General features: G+C 70.4%; 15 protein-coding genes. 4 read left to right on the top strand and 11 right to left on the bottom strand.

Translation table 11 applies throughout. The annotated features are described in order from the left end of the window. Window positions 1-3: 3 nt before the first annotated feature. A complete protein-coding gene (locus tag ACFQVC_RS19790) occupies window positions 4-897 on the top strand; it encodes a tyrosine-protein phosphatase (protein WP_381831818.1) in 894 nt (297 codons plus the stop codon). Between the two features lie 126 nt (window positions 898-1023). On the opposite strand, the gene ACFQVC_RS19785 is transcribed toward ACFQVC_RS19790, so the two are convergent. From ACFQVC_RS19785 to ACFQVC_RS19765, 5 genes are all read right to left on the bottom strand, one after another. Continuing rightward, entirely contained in the window at window positions 1024-2721 is a 1698-nt protein-coding gene (locus tag ACFQVC_RS19785) for a DEAD/DEAH box helicase (protein ID WP_381831817.1), read from the bottom strand. Window positions 2722-2821: 100 nt separating this feature from the next. Then, window positions 2822-3025: a cold-shock protein gene (locus ACFQVC_RS19780; protein WP_381831816.1), complete on the bottom strand. Its 204-nt coding sequence runs from the start codon at window positions 3023-3025 to the stop codon at window positions 2822-2824. Between the two features lie 188 nt (window positions 3026-3213). Then, window positions 3214-4371 carry an acetyl-CoA C-acetyltransferase gene (locus ACFQVC_RS19775; protein WP_381831815.1) on the bottom strand — a complete coding sequence of 386 codons (1158 nt, stop codon included), beginning with the start codon at window positions 4369-4371 and terminating at the stop codon, window positions 3214-3216. Between the two features lie 52 nt (window positions 4372-4423). Beyond that, window positions 4424-5044 carry a TetR/AcrR family transcriptional regulator gene (locus tag ACFQVC_RS19770; protein WP_381831814.1) on the bottom strand — a complete coding sequence of 207 codons (621 nt, stop codon included), beginning with the start codon at window positions 5042-5044 and terminating at the stop codon, window positions 4424-4426. 29 nt (window positions 5045-5073) lie between these two features. Beyond that, window positions 5074-5862, bottom strand: a complete 789-nt coding sequence (locus ACFQVC_RS19765) for an SDR family oxidoreductase (RefSeq protein ID WP_381831813.1) — start codon at window positions 5860-5862, stop codon at window positions 5074-5076. Window positions 5863-5914: 52 nt separating this feature from the next. On the opposite strand from ACFQVC_RS19765, the gene ACFQVC_RS19760 reads away from it, so the two are divergent. Together ACFQVC_RS19760 and ACFQVC_RS19755 are read left to right on the top strand one after the other, a co-directional pair. Next, on the top strand, window positions 5915-7072 hold the full coding sequence (locus ACFQVC_RS19760; RefSeq protein WP_381831812.1) for an acyl-CoA dehydrogenase family protein: 1158 nt from the start codon (window positions 5915-5917) through the stop codon (window positions 7070-7072). After that, window positions 7069-8055, top strand: coding sequence for an acyl-CoA dehydrogenase family protein (locus ACFQVC_RS19755; protein WP_381831811.1), 987 nt, complete (start codon window positions 7069-7071; stop codon window positions 8053-8055). Before ACFQVC_RS19760 ends, ACFQVC_RS19755 begins: the two co-directional genes overlap by 4 nt. Here the strand turns inward: ACFQVC_RS19755 and ACFQVC_RS19750 are convergent. Then, window positions 8042-8770 carry a vWA domain-containing protein gene (locus ACFQVC_RS19750; protein WP_381831810.1) on the bottom strand — a complete coding sequence of 243 codons (729 nt, stop codon included), beginning with the start codon at window positions 8768-8770 and terminating at the stop codon, window positions 8042-8044. The genes ACFQVC_RS19755 and ACFQVC_RS19750 overlap by 14 nt on opposite strands. Window positions 8771-8880: 110 nt before the next feature. On the opposite strand from ACFQVC_RS19750, the gene ACFQVC_RS19745 reads away from it, so the two are divergent. Further along, window positions 8881-9624: an SDR family NAD(P)-dependent oxidoreductase gene (locus tag ACFQVC_RS19745; protein ID WP_381831809.1), complete on the top strand. Its 744-nt coding sequence runs from the start codon at window positions 8881-8883 to the stop codon at window positions 9622-9624. A gap of 88 nt (window positions 9625-9712) precedes the next feature. On the opposite strand, the gene ACFQVC_RS19740 is transcribed toward ACFQVC_RS19745, so the two are convergent. From ACFQVC_RS19740 to ACFQVC_RS19720, 5 genes are all read right to left on the bottom strand, one after another. After that, a complete protein-coding gene (locus tag ACFQVC_RS19740; protein WP_381831808.1) occupies window positions 9713-10810 on the bottom strand; it encodes a hypothetical protein in 1098 nt (365 codons plus the stop codon). A 13-nt stretch (window positions 10811-10823) separates the two neighbouring features. Further along, entirely contained in the window at window positions 10824-11042 is a 219-nt protein-coding gene (locus ACFQVC_RS19735; RefSeq protein WP_381831807.1) for a hypothetical protein, read from the bottom strand. 128 nt (window positions 11043-11170) lie between these two features. Further along, window positions 11171-12025, bottom strand: a complete 855-nt coding sequence (locus tag ACFQVC_RS19730; RefSeq protein ID WP_381831806.1) for a carbohydrate ABC transporter permease — start codon at window positions 12023-12025, stop codon at window positions 11171-11173. Then, window positions 12022-13008 (bottom strand): carbohydrate ABC transporter permease, encoded by a 987-nt coding sequence (locus ACFQVC_RS19725; protein ID WP_381831805.1) that lies wholly within the window; start codon window positions 13006-13008, stop codon window positions 12022-12024. The genes ACFQVC_RS19730 and ACFQVC_RS19725 overlap by 4 nt, the downstream gene beginning before the upstream one ends. A gap of 4 nt (window positions 13009-13012) precedes the next feature. Beyond that, window positions 13013-14305, bottom strand: a complete 1293-nt coding sequence (locus ACFQVC_RS19720) for a sugar ABC transporter substrate-binding protein (RefSeq protein WP_381831804.1) — start codon at window positions 14303-14305, stop codon at window positions 13013-13015. Window positions 14306-14502 lie beyond the last annotated feature (197 nt).

The raw sequence follows: 14502 nt of genomic DNA, 5'->3' as shown, positions 1-14502 counted from the left end.
GCCATGCCCCTCTCCAGACGCGCACTGCTGAGCACCGCCGCACTGTCCGTGGCCGGCGCCGCGCTCACCACCCCGGTGGCCGTGGCCCGCCCCTCGACGCGGGGCGCCGTCCGGCACGTCCCGCTCCACGGCGCGGTCAACGTCCGCGACCTGGGCGGCTGTCGCACCTACGACGGCGAGAGCGTCCGTTACGGCCGGGCGTTCCGCGCCGACGAACTGGGCAAGCTCACCGACGCCGACGTGAGTGTGCTCGCCACGCTGGCCCTGACCCGGGTGGTCGACTTCCGGGTGCCCTTCGAAGTCGAGCGGAACGGCCCCGACCGGCTGCCCGCCGGCCTCACCCCGCTGGCCCGCCCGGTGAGCGACCTGGGCCTGTACGCCCAGCTCCTGCAGATCATCGGCTCCAAGGACCCGGTCAAGCAGGAGGAGTGGCTCGGCGGCGGCCGCGCCGAGGAGCTGATGCGGCGGATCTACCGCACCTTCGTCACCGACCCCGCGAACCGCGGCCAGTTCGCCGCGACGCTGCGCGACCTCGCGGGCGCGAACAGGGGCCCGCTCCTCTACCACTGCACATCCGGCAAGGACCGCACAGGCTGGACGAGTTACCTGGTGCTGCGCGCGGTGGGGGTCCCCGGGACGGTCGCGGAGCAGGACTACCTGCTGTCCAACACCTACCGCGCCGAGGCGGACCGCAAGCTCCGTGAGCAGGTCAAGGCACTGGGCCTCATGCAGAACCCCGATCTCCTGATCCCGGTCCAGGAAGTGCGGCAGAACTACCTGACGGCTGCCCTGGACCAGGCCTCCCAGGACTTCGGAGGCCTCGGCGGCTACCTGAGAAGCGGCCTCGGCCTGGACGCGGCGACTCTGCTGGGCCTGCGATCCCGCCTGGTCGGCTGAGACGCGCTTCTTTCCCTGGCCCCGCCCCTTACGTCAATCGCCGGGCGGGCTGATGAATCAGCCCGCCCGGCGATTGAGGACAGCCGTCCGCTCAGGACCTTCGGGAAGGGGCGGGCAGGGGAAAGATCAAGCCGCCGCGCGCCGCCCCTGCGACCCCGGCCCCGGCCTGCGCCCACGCGAGGAGGACCGCCGCTGCCCGGCGCCCGCGGCGGACCCGGCACCGGACCCCGACCCGGCCCCGGAGCCGGACTTCGACCGCCCCGCACCGGAGCGCGAACCACCGGAACGCGAACCACCGGAACGCGAACCACCGGAACGCGAACCCCCGGACCGCGACCCACCCGAACGCGACCCACCCGAGCGGGCAGGCTGCTGCGGAGCCGGAACCTCAAGGACCACCGGCACACCCGAAGGCTCCCGGGCCCCCGTGATCCGCGCCAGCTCCTCGTCCGTGGACTTGACCCGCGCGGTCGAGGCGGAGATACCCGCGACGGACATCAGCCGGCTCATCTCGCGCTTCTGCTCGGGCAGCACCAGCGTGACCACGCTCCCGGACTCCCCGGCCCGCGCCGTACGCCCGCCGCGGTGCAGATAGTCCTTGTGGTCGACGGGCGGGTCCACGTTCACGACCAGGTCCAGGTCGTCGACGTGGATACCGCGGGCCGCGACGTTGGTGGCGACGAGCGCGGTGACCGTGCCGTTCTTGAACTGCTCCAGGGTGCGGTTGCGCTGCGGCTGCGAACGTCCGCCGTGCAGCGCCGCCGCCCGCACGCCCTGACCGAGCAGCCGCTTGGCGAAGCGGTCCGCGGCCCGCTTGGTGTCCACGAAGAGGATCACCCGCCCGTCACGGGCGGCGATCCGCATGGCCACGGCCTTCTTGTCCGTCTCGTCGGCGACGTGCAGCACATGGTGGTCCATCGTGACGACCGCGCCGGCGGACGGGTCGACGGAGTGCACCACGGGGTCGGTCAGATACCGGCGTACGAGCCGGTCGATGTTCCGGTCGAGGGTCGCCGAGAACAGCATCCGCTGCCCCGTCGCGTCGACCTGCTCCAGGAGGGCCGTGACCTGCGGCATGAAGCCCATGTCGGCCATCTGGTCGGCCTCGTCGAGGACCGTGATCGCCACCTGTCCGAGCTCGCAGTCGCCGCGCTCGATGAGGTCCTTGAGCCGTCCGGGCGTGGCCACCACGACCTCGGCGCCACGGCGCAGGGTGCCGGCCTGCTTGGTGATCGACATTCCGCCCACGACGGTGGCAAGACGTATCTGTACGGAGGTGGCGTACGGCGTCAGGGCGTCGGTGACCTGCTGGGCCAGCTCACGCGTGGGCACGAGCACCAGCGCGAGCGGGGACTTCGGCGCCGCGCGGCGGCCCGCGGTGCGGGCGAGCAGAGCGAGGCCGAAGGCGAGGGTCTTGCCGGAGCCGGTGCGTCCACGGCCCAGGATGTCGCGGCCCGCAAGGGAGTTGGGCAGCGTCGCGGCCTGGATCGGGAAGGGCTCGGTCACGCCCTGGGCGGCGAGCGTCTTCAGGAGGGCGGCGGGCATATCGAGATCGGCGAACGCCTCGACGGCGGGCAGCGCCGGGGACACGGTCTCCGGCATGGCGAACTCGCCCCCCTGCTGGGGAGCGGCGCGACGGGCGGGCGCCTTGCCGCCACGGCCCTGGCCACCACGGCCCTGGGCCTGGCCACCACGGCTCTGGCCGCCGCGGCCACCACGGGCCTGGCTCTGGCCGCCGCGGCTCTGGGACTGGCCGCCTCGCCCTGTACGGCCGGAGTTCTTGTCACCGTTACCGGCGCGGGCAGGACGTGCGGAGCTGGTCATACGGAATGGTCCTCCTGAGGACAGCAGAAGACAGCAGAAACCGGGGCCCGCACCGTGACGGTGCGGGCCCCGGCCTACGGGTTCACGTCGTCCGAGGCGATTAGGCCGGGACGATGTTCTCCGCCTGCGGGCCCTTCTGGCCCTGCACGACGTCGAAGGTCACCTTCTGGCCCTCGAGGAGCTCCCGGAAGCCCTGGGTGGCGATGTTCGAGTAGTGGGCGAAGACGTCGGGACCGCCGCCCTCCTGCTCGATGAAGCCGAAGCCCTTTTCCGAGTTGAACCACTTGACGGTGCCAGCTGCCATTCTTGAATCTCCTGATAGGTGTAAGGGCCCCATCCGGAGAAAGCCGCCGGAAAAACAATAATGCGCCTGAGGAACATTCCCGTCAGGCGCACATAAAGTTCATGGGTACCAAAACTGCAACTCCTGAACCATAGCACGCCCGCGCCGTCGGGGCTCGTCCCACTTGTCCGGGCCCGGAAAATGGGGCCTCAGAGGCGCTCGACGATGGTCACGTTGGCCTGGCCGCCGCCCTCGCACATGGTCTGGAGCCCATATCGTCCGCCGGTCCGCTCCAGCTCGTGCAGCAGTGTCGTCATCAGCTTGGCGCCGGTGGCGCCAAGCGGGTGACCGAGCGCGATGGCGCCGCCGTTCACGTTGACGCGCTCCGGGTCGGCGCCCGTCTCCTTCAGCCAGGCGAGGACGATCGGCGCGAACGCCTCGTTGATCTCGACCAGGTCGATGTCGCCGATCGCCATGCCGGCCTTCTTCAGGGCGTAGGCGGTCGCCGGGATCGGCGCGGACAGCATCCGGATGGGGTCCTCGCCGCGTACGGAGAGATGGTGCACCCGGGCCCGCGGGGTCAGGCCGTGTTCGCGTACGGCCCGCTCGGAGGCGAGGAGCAGGGCCGCGGCGCCGTCGGAGACCTGGGAGGAGACGGCCGCGGTGATGGTGCCGCCGTCGAGGACCGGCTTCAGTCCGGCCATCTTCTCCAGGGTGGTGTCGCGGCGCGGGCCCTCGTCCGTGGTGATGTCGCCGTAGGACACGGTCTCGCGCTCGAAGCGGCCCTCGTCGATGGCGCGGACGGCCCGCTGGTGGGAGCGGAGCGCGAACTCCTCCATGTCGCGCCGCGTGATCCCCCATTTCTCGGCGATCAGCTGGGCGCCGTGGAACTGGTTCACCGGCTGGGTGCCGTACCGGGCGCGCCAGCCCTCGGAGCCGTGGAAGGGGCCGTCGGTCAGGCCGAGGGGCTCGCCGGCCTGCCGGGACGCGAAGGCGATGGGGATCATCGACATGTTCTGCACACCGCCGGCGACCACCAGGTCCTGGGTGCCGGACAGGACGCCCTGGGCGGCGAAGTGCACGGCCTGCTGGGAGGAGCCGCACTGCCGGTCGACGGTGGTGCCGGGCACCTCCTCGGGCAGGCCCGCGGCCAGCCATGCGGTGCGGGCGATATCGCCGGCCTGCGGTCCGACCGTGTCGAGGCAGCCGAAGACGACGTCCTCGACGGCGGCGGCGTCGATGCCCGAGCGCTCGACGAGGGCCTTCAGGACATGCGCCCCGAGGTCGGCGGGGTGGACCTCGGCAAGTGCGCCCTTGCGGCGCCCCACCGGCGTACGGACCGCGTCGACTATGTAGGCCTCGGGCATGACAACTCCTCAACAGGTCGGTTGTATACGGCGGTTGTGGCCGTTCACCCGGTCACGGGCTGCGTACGGCGATGCCGTCCAGGACCATCGACAGGTACTGGCGGGCGATCTCTTCGGGGCTGTGCCGGCCACCCGGTCGGTACCAGGAGGCGGCCACCCACACGGTGTCGCGCACAAAGCGGTAGGTGAGCCGGATGTCCAGGTCGGAGCGGAAGACCTGGGCGTCGACGCCGCGTTCGAGGGTGCCGAGCCAGGCCTTCTCGAACTTCTGCTGGGACTCGGCGAGATATCCGAAGCGGGGCTGCTTGGCGAGGTGTGCGGACTCCTTCTGGTAGATCGCGACGGCGGCGCGATGCCGGTCGATCTCCCGGAAGGACTCGGTGACCAGGGCCTCGATGGTCTCGCGCGGGCCGAGGTCGGCGGCGAGCACGGCGTCGTAGCCCTGCCACAGCTCGTCGAGGAAGGTGGAGAGGATCTCGTCGAGGATCCCCTCCTTGGAGTCGAAGTGGTAGTAGAGGCTGCCCGCGAGCATCCCCGCCTCGTCGGCGATCTTGCGGACGGTGGTGGCGTTGTAGCCGTGCGCGGCGAAGACCTCGGCTGCGGTGGCGAGGAGTTCGCTGCGGCGGGCGGGTGACGCGGGGGTCACCGGTGACTTCTTCTTGCTGTTCGGCACATGCCCATTGTCGTCCGTCGCCCGTCGTCCTAGGAGTGCTGGCTGCTGACGGAGACGACTTCGCCCGTCATGTACGAGGAGTAGTCGGCGGCGAGGAACACGATGGCGTTGGCCACCTCCCAGGGCTCCGCGTACCGCCCGAACGCCTCGCGGGCGGTGAGCTCTTCGAGCAGTTCGGGGGTGGTGACCTTCACCAGGTGCGGGTGCATGGCGAGGCTCGGCGCCACGGCGTTCACGCGTACGCCGTACTCGGCCGCCTCGACCGCGGCACACCGGGTGAGGGCCATCACGCCGGCCTTCGCGGCGGCGTAGTGGGCCTGGCCGCGCTGGGCCCGCCAGCCGACGACCGAGGCGTTGTTGACGATGACGCCGCCGTGCCCGGAGTCCTTGAAGGCGCGCAGGGCGGCGCGGACACAGCGGAAGGTGCCGTTCAGGGTGACGTCGAGCACCCGTGACCACTGCTCGTCGCTCATGTCCACGAGGTCCGAAGTGCCGCCGAGGCCGGCGTTGTTGACGACGAGGTCGAGGCGCCCGTGGGTGTCGGCGGCGTACGAGAAGAGGGCCTGTACCTGCTCTTCGTCGGTGACGTCGCAGGGCAGTGAGGTGATGCGGTCGGCGCCGAACTCCTTGGCGAGCCCGGCCCCGGATTCGGCCAGGCGCCGCTCGTGGGCATCGCTGATGACGACGGACGCGCCCTCTTCCAGGAAGCGGCGCGCGGTGGCCCCGCCGATCCCGGCGCCGGCGGCCGCGGTGATCACTGCGGTGCGCCCGGTGAGGAGTCCGTGCCCGGTTACGTACTGCGGCTTGTTGTCCGTCACGGCAGGAGGCTAACCTACCAAACACTTGTTAGGGAAGGGAGTGGGGCGCCCCGTGGACCTGGACCAGTCACCTGAGGAAGAGGCCTTCCGGCAGGAGGCACGCACCTGGCTCGCGGCCAACGTGCCGCCCGGGCCGCTGACTTCACTGGAGACCGAGGAGGGCTTCGCACAGCACCGCGCCTGGGAGGCCCGGCTGCACGCGGACCGCTGGTCGGTGGTCTCCTGGCCGCGGGAGTACGGCGGCCGGGGCGTGGACATCTTCAAGTGGCTGATCTTCGAGGAGGAGTACTACGCGGCGGGCGCGCCGGGACGCGTCTCGCAGAACGGCATCAACCTGCTCGCGCCCACCCTCCTCGATCACGGCACGGACGAGCAGAAGGCCCGGGTCCTGCCCGCCATGGCGAGCGGCGAGGTGATCTGGGCGCAGGCCTGGTCGGAGCCGGAGTCGGGCTCGGACCTCGCGTCCCTGAAGTCCCGCGCCGAGCGCACCGAAGGGGGCTGGCTGCTCACCGGCCAGAAGACCTGGTCGTCGCGGGCGGCGTTCGCCGACCGGGCGTTCGGGATCTTCCGCAGCGACCCGGAGGGCGCCGCGGCCGGGAAGCCGCACCGGGGCCTGACGTATCTGATGTTCGATCTGCGCGCGCCCGGGGTGACGGTCCGGCCCATCGGGCGCCTCGACGGCCGGCCGGCCTTCGCGGAGCTCTTTCTCGACCGGGTCTTCGTGCCCGACGCGGATGTGATCGGCGAGCCGGGCCAGGGCTGGCGGATCGCCATGTCGACCACCGGCAACGAACGTGGTCTCACCCTGCGCTCCCCCGGCCGCTTCCTGGCGACGGCGGACCGCCTGGTGGAGCTGTGGCGCACGCACGGCGACCCGGGCGACACGGCACTGCGCGACCGGGTGGCGGACGCGGTGATCGGCGCGCGGGCGTACCGGCTGTTCACGGCGGCCAACGCCTCCCGGTTCGCGGCCGGGGAGACGATCGGCGCGGAGTCCAGCCTGAACAAGGTGTTCTGGTCGGAGTACGACATCCGCGTCCACGAGACGGCGCTCGATCTCCTGGGCGTGGACGGCGAGTTGGCGGCCGGGGAGTGGGCGGAAGGGTATGTCTTCTCGCTCGCGGGGCCCATCTACGCGGGCACCAACGAGATCCAGCGCGACATCATCGCCGAGCGGCTGCTCGGCCTGCCGAAGGGACGCCGGGCATGAGGTTCCTCCTCGACACGGAGCAGCGGGAGTTCGGGCGCACGCTCGACGCGATGCTGACGGCCGCGGACACCCCTTCGTCCGTACGGGCCTGGGGCGCGGGCGACTTCGGCCCCGGCCGCGCGCTGTGGTCACGGCTTGCCGAGGCGGGCGTCTTCGCCCTGGCGGTCCCGGAGGAACACGAGGGCGTGGGCCCGCTGCCGGTCGAACTTGCCGTGGCGTTCGTGGAGTTGGGTCGGCATGCGGTGCCGGGTCCCGTGGTGGAGACGGTGGCCGTGGCGGCCCTCCTTGACTCGCTGGCGGCGCAGGGCGATCCGGCCCCGGGGAAGCGGTTCCTGCCGTCGCTCGCCTCGGGGGGCGCGATGGCGACGCTCGCCGTGGACGCCTCGTACGCCGTGGACGCGGATGCGGCCCAGCTGTGCGTGGTGGGCGGGGAGAGAGAAATCCGGCTGGCCCCGGCCTGCGGCGCGACGCATCCCTCCGCCGACCCCGCACGCCGGCTCGCCCGCCCGGAAGGCGGCGGTGAACTCCTCGCCCGCGGAGAAGGAGCCGCCGTCGCGGCACGGGTCGCCGGGGAATGGGCCGCCTTCGCCACCGCCGCTCAGGCGCTCGGCGTGGGCCGCGCACTTCTCGCGCAGACCGTGGAATACGTCAAGCAGCGCACCCAGTTCGGCACCCCCATCGGCTCCTTCCAGGCCGTGCAGCACCGCCTCGCCGACACCTTGGTGGCCCTGGAGTTCGCCGAGCCGCTGCTCTACGGCGCCGCCCTCTCCATGAGCGGGCCCGATATCGCCGCCGCGAAGGCCGCCGCGGGCGAAGCGGCCTACCAGGCCTCGCGCACCGCCCTGCAGCTGCACGGCGCCATCGGCTACACCGAGGAGCTCGATCTGTCCCTGTGGATCCGCAAGGCCCAGGCCCTGCGCACCGCTTGGGGCACGCCCGCGCAGTGCCGGGCGCGGGTGCTCGGGGCCGCTACGCCGTCCTGACGATGCCCTGCGCCCTGGCCGCCGCGAGCCACCCGGGGAACTCTCCCAGGAGCTGGTCGTACAGCACGTCGTCCGGTACGGACCTCGGGTCGCTGCCGGCGTGGAAGAACCCGGCGTTGTCCACCACGCGCCGTGCGGGTACGGGCAGTTCGTCCAGCTTGCGCAGGAAGTCGAACTGCTTGCTCGCCGGGTCGCCGAACCCGATGAACTGCCAGAACAGCGGCAGCTTCGCCGCCTTGCACAGATAGCGCTCGGCGGCGGGCCTGCTGATCGGGCCGCCGTCGGTCTGGAACACCACCAGGGCGGGGTCCTGCGCGCCGCTGTCGAGGTAGTGGTCGATGACCGCGTCCATGGCGAGGTGATAGCTGGTCTTGCCCATGTGCCCGAGCCGGGACACGATCTGCCCGATCCGGCCGGCGTGGTTGTCCAGGGCGATGGAGTCGACGGCGTCGATATCGGTGGAGAAGAGCACGGCGGGCACGGACCCGTCGTCGTCCAGATGCGCGGAGAGCCCAAGCACCCGGTCGGCCAGGGCCTGCACGCTGCCGTCCTTGTAGTAGTCGCGCATGGAGCCCGAGTAGTCCAGGACCAGATAGACCGCGGCACGCTGGCCGCCCAGACCGTGCTTGTCGAGGCAGACGCCCGCGCTCTTGTAGAGGCTGACGAGCGCGGGAGCGGTCTCCTCGACCTTGCGCAGACTGATGGCTGCCGGCATGGCGCTGCTCCTGTCCCGTTTCTCCGCGAAGACCCTCCGGGCGGTTGAGATTACGCCACCCGAAGGTAAGTATGCCGATTAGTCATATACGGCAGTCGAAGGGAAGACGCATGATCTCGCTGGACGGCAAGACGGTGCTCATCACGGGCGCGGCCCGTGGCCAGGGCGCGGCGGAAGCCCAGCTGTGCGCGGAGGCCGGGGCCCGGGTCGTGCTCACGGACCTGCTGGAGGAAGAGGGCCGGCAGGTGGCCAAGTCCCTTGGGGAGCAAGGCCTGTTCGTACGTCATGACGTGACCGACGCGGCGAGCTGGGCGGCTGCCGTGCGCGCCGGGCTCGACCGGTTCGGGCGGCTCGACGCGCTGGTGAACAACGCGGGCGTGTGGAACACGGCGACCGTGGAGGACGAGACGTACGAGAACTTCGAGAGTCTGCTGCGCATCAATCTGCTCGGGCCGTTCCTCGGCATCCAGGCCGTGCTGCCGGCCCTGAAGGACGCGGGCAGCGGCTCGATCGTGAACATCTCCTCGATAGCCGCCCAGAGGGGACTGCCGGGGCACGCGGCCTACGGCGCCTCCAAGTCCGGCCTCAGCAGCCTGACCCGTACGTCCGCGCGGGACCTCGCCCCCTACCGGGTCCGGGTCAACTCCGTGTGCCCGGGGCCGATCCACACCCCGATGGTCGCCGCGGCCGCGGAGGGCCTGGACTGGTCCCATCTGCCGGTCGGCCGGATGGGCCGCCCGGAGGAGGTCGCGAGCCTCGTCGGCTATCTGGTCTCCGACGCGTCCTCGTACATCACGGGCTCGGAGTTCACCGTCGACGGCGGCGAGACGTCCTGCCCGCCCTCGGGCCGCTGACCGCCCCGGACACGGCTGCATCGCCCGGCGCCCCGGAAGGCTCAAGCCCTCCGGGGCGCCGGACACCTGGAAGACAGCGGGCGGGCCCTTACCCCCCGGCCTCCTGAAACGCGGGCAGCTCGAAGATCCGGGTCTTGGCGGCGTCGTCCATCAACTCGACGAGCGGCAGCACCAGTTCCCACAAGTCCTGCTTGTCGACCTCGCGGGCCAGCGCGTCCAGCTCGGTGTCCGACAGTGCGCCCGCCACGTCGGCGACCGTCTTGCGGGACTCCTCCGGCAGCAGCCGCACCAGCGGCAGGAACTCGGCCCACAAGGCGGTGGCGACGACGGCGCGCACCACGCCGGTGAGCACCTCCGCGCCGCGCAGCGAGGGCAGCACGGCCACGGCGCCCCGCTCCTCCTCGTTCAGGACCGCGACCAGCGGCAGCAGTGACTCCCACAGATCCTGCTCGGAGGCCACGGCGACCAGCGAGTCGAGGCGCTCGGGCGGCTGCGCGGCGGCCAACGAGGCGATATGGCCGCGCTGTTGGCCGGTGACCATGCCGGCGATGGCGAGCGCCTCGGGCCACAGTCCGTCCGCGGCCTTCGCGATCACCTTGGCCAGGCGTTCCTCCCCCATCAGGGCGATGATCTGGCCGAGCCGGTCGGCGCGGTCGATGGCGAACCCGGCCTTGAGGACGGTCGCGTCGTCCACCTGCGGCAGGATCCGGGTGAGCGCGGAGTCCCGCAGATAGCCGACGAAGCGGCCCATGGTCAGATGGTCGCCACGCTCGGCGAGCGCGACGGCGATCCGGACGAGCAGATTCTCGTCGAGGCGGTCGACGATGCCGGCGATCTTCCGCGGGTCGAGATACCCGCAGGACTCGGCGGTGAAGGCGACCGGCAGCTTCTCGATGATGTCGGCGGCGCGCCCCGGTTCGAGGCGGCCCGCGACGGCGGCCGCGAGCCGGGGGCCGAGCGCCTTCTGCGAGATGGCGGCGGCCACACCGGCGGGCACCAGCTTGGTGGCGGCGGCGATCCGGTCGAGCATCTCGGGGGCGCGGTCGAAGAGCGCGGCGACGGCTTCCTCGCGAAACGCGCGGACGTCCTCGGCGGGCAGCTCGCGCAGGAACGCGAGCGACTCCGGCTCGACGGCGAGGAGTTGGGCGATCTTCAGGGTCTCGGCGCGGTTGCGGAGCTTGTCCATGGCGGTCGGCTCCTTAGCGGAAGAGGATACGGCGGACGGGTCCACGGGCCAGGGCGGGCACCAGTTTCAGCGCCTCTTCGGCGGCCTCGTTGAGGCCGGCCGCGCGGCTTTCCCGCTCGCGGCGCAGCGCGTCCGCGAGCAGCGTGAGCTGTCCGGGATCGAGCCGCCCGAAGCTCTCCGGGAGCCGCGCCCCCACCTCCGTACTCAACTGGCTTTGCGCATCGGTGCTCACGGGTCCTCCCGGCTGCTGCGAACGACGGCTGCGGGTCTTCCGGGCATGAGCATGCCCCCGTAATTGACTAATAGTCAATAACGGAGGCGAGCCCTCTTACCGGCGGTACGTCCGCTGCCGCCCGGCGTTCAGCCCTTCACCGCGCCGGCCGCGAGCCCGGAGCCGAGCCTGCGGTGGACGATCACGAAGAAGATCATCACGGGCACCGTGACCAGCGTGGAGCTGGCCATCACAGGGCCCCAGGCCGTGGAGTTCTCGCCGAAGAACTGGTAAATGCCCACGGCCGCCGTGTACTTGTCGCTGCCCTTCATGAAGGTGTACGCGAACACGAACTCGTTCCACGCGGTGATGAACGCGAAGATCGAGGTGGCCACGAGCCCCGGCGCCACCAGCGGAAGCAGCACCGACCAGAACATCCGCGGCCAGGACGCCCCGTCGAGATAGGCCGCCTCCTCGACCTCCTTCGGCACCGTGGCGACGAAGCCGCGCAGCGTCCAGATCGCGAACGGCAGGGACAGGGCGATGTAGACGATGGTCAGCCCGAGCAGCGAGTTGAGCAGGTCGTAGTCGCGCATCTGGATGAACAGCGGGATGACCAGGGCCTCGAGCGGCACCATCTGCACGATCAGGATCATGATCAGCACGGAGGTGCGGAAGCGGAACTTGAAGCGGGCCACCGCGATCGCCGCGAACAGCGAGAGCACCGCGGCGGCCACGATCGTCCCGATGCCCACGACCGCCGAGTTCAGCAGATACGTACCGAAGTTGCCCTTCTCGAAGACCAGTTGGAAGTGGTCGAGGGTGATCCCGCTGGGCAGCACGTCGGAGCCGCGGGTGAGCGCCTTCGGGTCGAGGGCGGTGGAGACCATCCAGTAGACGGGGAACAGCGTGAAGACCAGGAGCGCGACGACGGCGCTGCCGAGGCCGATACGGCACAGGGGTCTCCCCTGGTCGAGCGAAGCCGAGAGCTTGGGGAAGGTCACAGCTCCTCCTCCCCCTGCCGGAACAGCGTCCGGATATAGACGATCGTGATCACCAGAAGCAGCAGGGTGAGCAGCACGGCGGCCGCCGCCCCGGTGCCGTAGTCGTTCTTGGCGAACGCCTCGATATAGGAGAAGACCCCGAGGTTGTAGACATCGGGATTGGAGCCGTTGCCGCCCGGCATCACGAAGACCTGGGTGAAGACCTTGAAGTCCCAGATGGTGGAGAGGATCGTCACGACCAGGAACACCGGCTTGATGGTGGGCACGGTGATCTTCCAGAACCGCTGCCAGGCGTTGGCGCCGTCGATCATGCCCGCCTCGTACAGCTCCTTGGGGATGGTGAGCAGCCCCGCGAGCACGGTGATGGCGACGAACGGGAAGCCGTGGTGCACCACGTTCACCGTGGCGATGGCGTAGAACGGCAGCCGCTCGGTGAACCAGTTGGTGGTCTCCGGGTCGATCAGGCCCGCCCCCGCGGCGAGTTGGCTGAACAGCCCGTCCTGCGGCTGGAACAGCCAGATCCATACGTAGGTGCCGGTGACCGCCGGCATTGCCCAGGCCGCGAGGATCGCCACGGAGCAGATCAGCCGCCAGGTCGCGCCGAGCCGGTTGAGCAGCAGTGCCACCAGGGTGCCGAGCGCGATGGTGAGCCCCACACAGGCGAAGGCGAAGAACACGGTGTTGGGCAGGACCGTCTTCCACAGCAGTTCGCTGGTGAGCAGGTCGGTGTAGTGGTCGAGCCCGGTGAACGTGCCGACGCCGCCGCCGAACTTGACCTCGTAGTCCTGCAGCGACAGCTTGCCCACCTGGACGAGCGGCCAGAGCAGCAGTCCGGCGAGGACGACGAGGGCGGGCGCGAGGAGCAGCCAGGGACGGCCGAGTTCGGTGAGCCTTCTGCGGCGGGCCGCGGCGGCGGGGCCCGCCGGGCCGCCGGACACCGGGGTGTCCTGGGTGTCCGGGCCGCCGGTGAGCGTCTCTTTCACGTGCCTACTCGTCCTTGGCGAAGATGGCGTCCATGTCCTTGGCCGCCTTGTCGGCCGCCTCCTGGACGCTCGCCTTGCCGCTGAGAATGGACTGGATCATGCCGGGGACCACCTGCGAGGCCTGGATCTCGCCGTACGACTTGGTCTTCGGCACGGTCGCGCCGGCCTCGAGCATCTGCTTGGCGAACGGCTCGACCAGCGGGTCCTTCTTGGCGGCGACCTTCTCCAGCTCGGAGTTCTGGCCGGGGAAGTAGTTGGTCTGCTCGGCCCACTTGGCGGCGAACTCACCGGTGGTCAGGAGCTTGACGAACTCCCAGGCCAGATCCTGCTTGTCGGTCTTGAAGGTGGAGAGATACGAGCCGCCGAGGAAGGACCGGCTCATGCCGCCGTCCTTGCCGGGGATCGCGACGGCGCCGAGCTTGTCCTTCAGGTCCGGGTTGGCCTCGACGATGGCCTTCGGCGTCCAGTTGCCGCCGACCGACATGGCGATCTGGCCCTTGCCCCAGGCGTCGCCGACCTCCTTCTCGGTCCAGGTGTTCACCTTGGCCGGGGAGACCTTCTCCTTCTTGGCGAGGTCGGTGTAGTACTGGATGCCCTCGACCGCCTTGGTCGAGTTGATCGCGGACTTCCACTTCCCGCCCTGCTGGGTGGCGAGTTCACCGCCGGCGCCCCAGACGAAGGCGGTCGCGAACATCTCGGCGCCGCCCGCGACCGGGAAGGCGATCTTGTCCGGCTCCTTCTCCTTGAGCGTCTTGACGGTGCTGCGCAGCTCGTCCCAGTTGGCCGGGGGCTTCAGCTTGTGCTTCTCGAAGAGGTCCTTGCGGTAGACGATCGAGCGCACACCGGCGTACCAGGGCATGCCGTACTGCTTGCCGTCGAGCGTTCCTGCGTCCTTGAGTCCCTCGACGAGGTCGTCGCCGAGGCCTGACTCCTTCACCTTGTCGGTGACATCGACGAGCCCGCCGGTCTCGGCGAACTGCGGTACCCAGGTGGTGCCCACCTCGGCGACGTCCGGCACCTGTTCCTCGCCGCCCTCGATGGCGGTGGTGAACTTCTTCTGGGCGGTGGCCCATTGCTGGTACTCGACCTTGATGTCGGCGCCGGTCTTCTTCTTGAAGGCCTTGGCGGCCTCCTTGAAGAACGGCCGGGCGTCGGGGTTGGTCCCCTCCATGATCCAGACGGTGAGGGTCTTGCCCTTGCCGTCGGTCGCGGAATCGTCGCCCGAGTCCCCGCCGCATGCCGTCGCGGTGAGTCCGAGCGTCATGGCGATTCCCGCGGCGATGACACGTCGCTTCATACCGGCGCCTCCTGGATGGCGGTCCACTGCGAAGGCCTTGGCAGGCGACCTCCGCTGCTGGCGATTCTGACCACTGCGGATCACAGCGGTCTAGACCCATCCGGATACGCGGCCGAACCGTGACCACCATTGCGGGGTGCGCAACATACGGATCGGCCATTGCGCAGGACGCAACCTGTCACGGCCTTGAAGGGGCG

The sequence above is a fragment of the Streptomyces monticola genome, from assembly GCF_042665355.1.
GTDB classification, from domain to species: Bacteria; Actinomycetota; Actinomycetes; order Streptomycetales; family Streptomycetaceae; genus Streptomyces; species Streptomyces monticola.
This window is presented reverse-complemented; position numbering and strand designations above follow the sequence as displayed.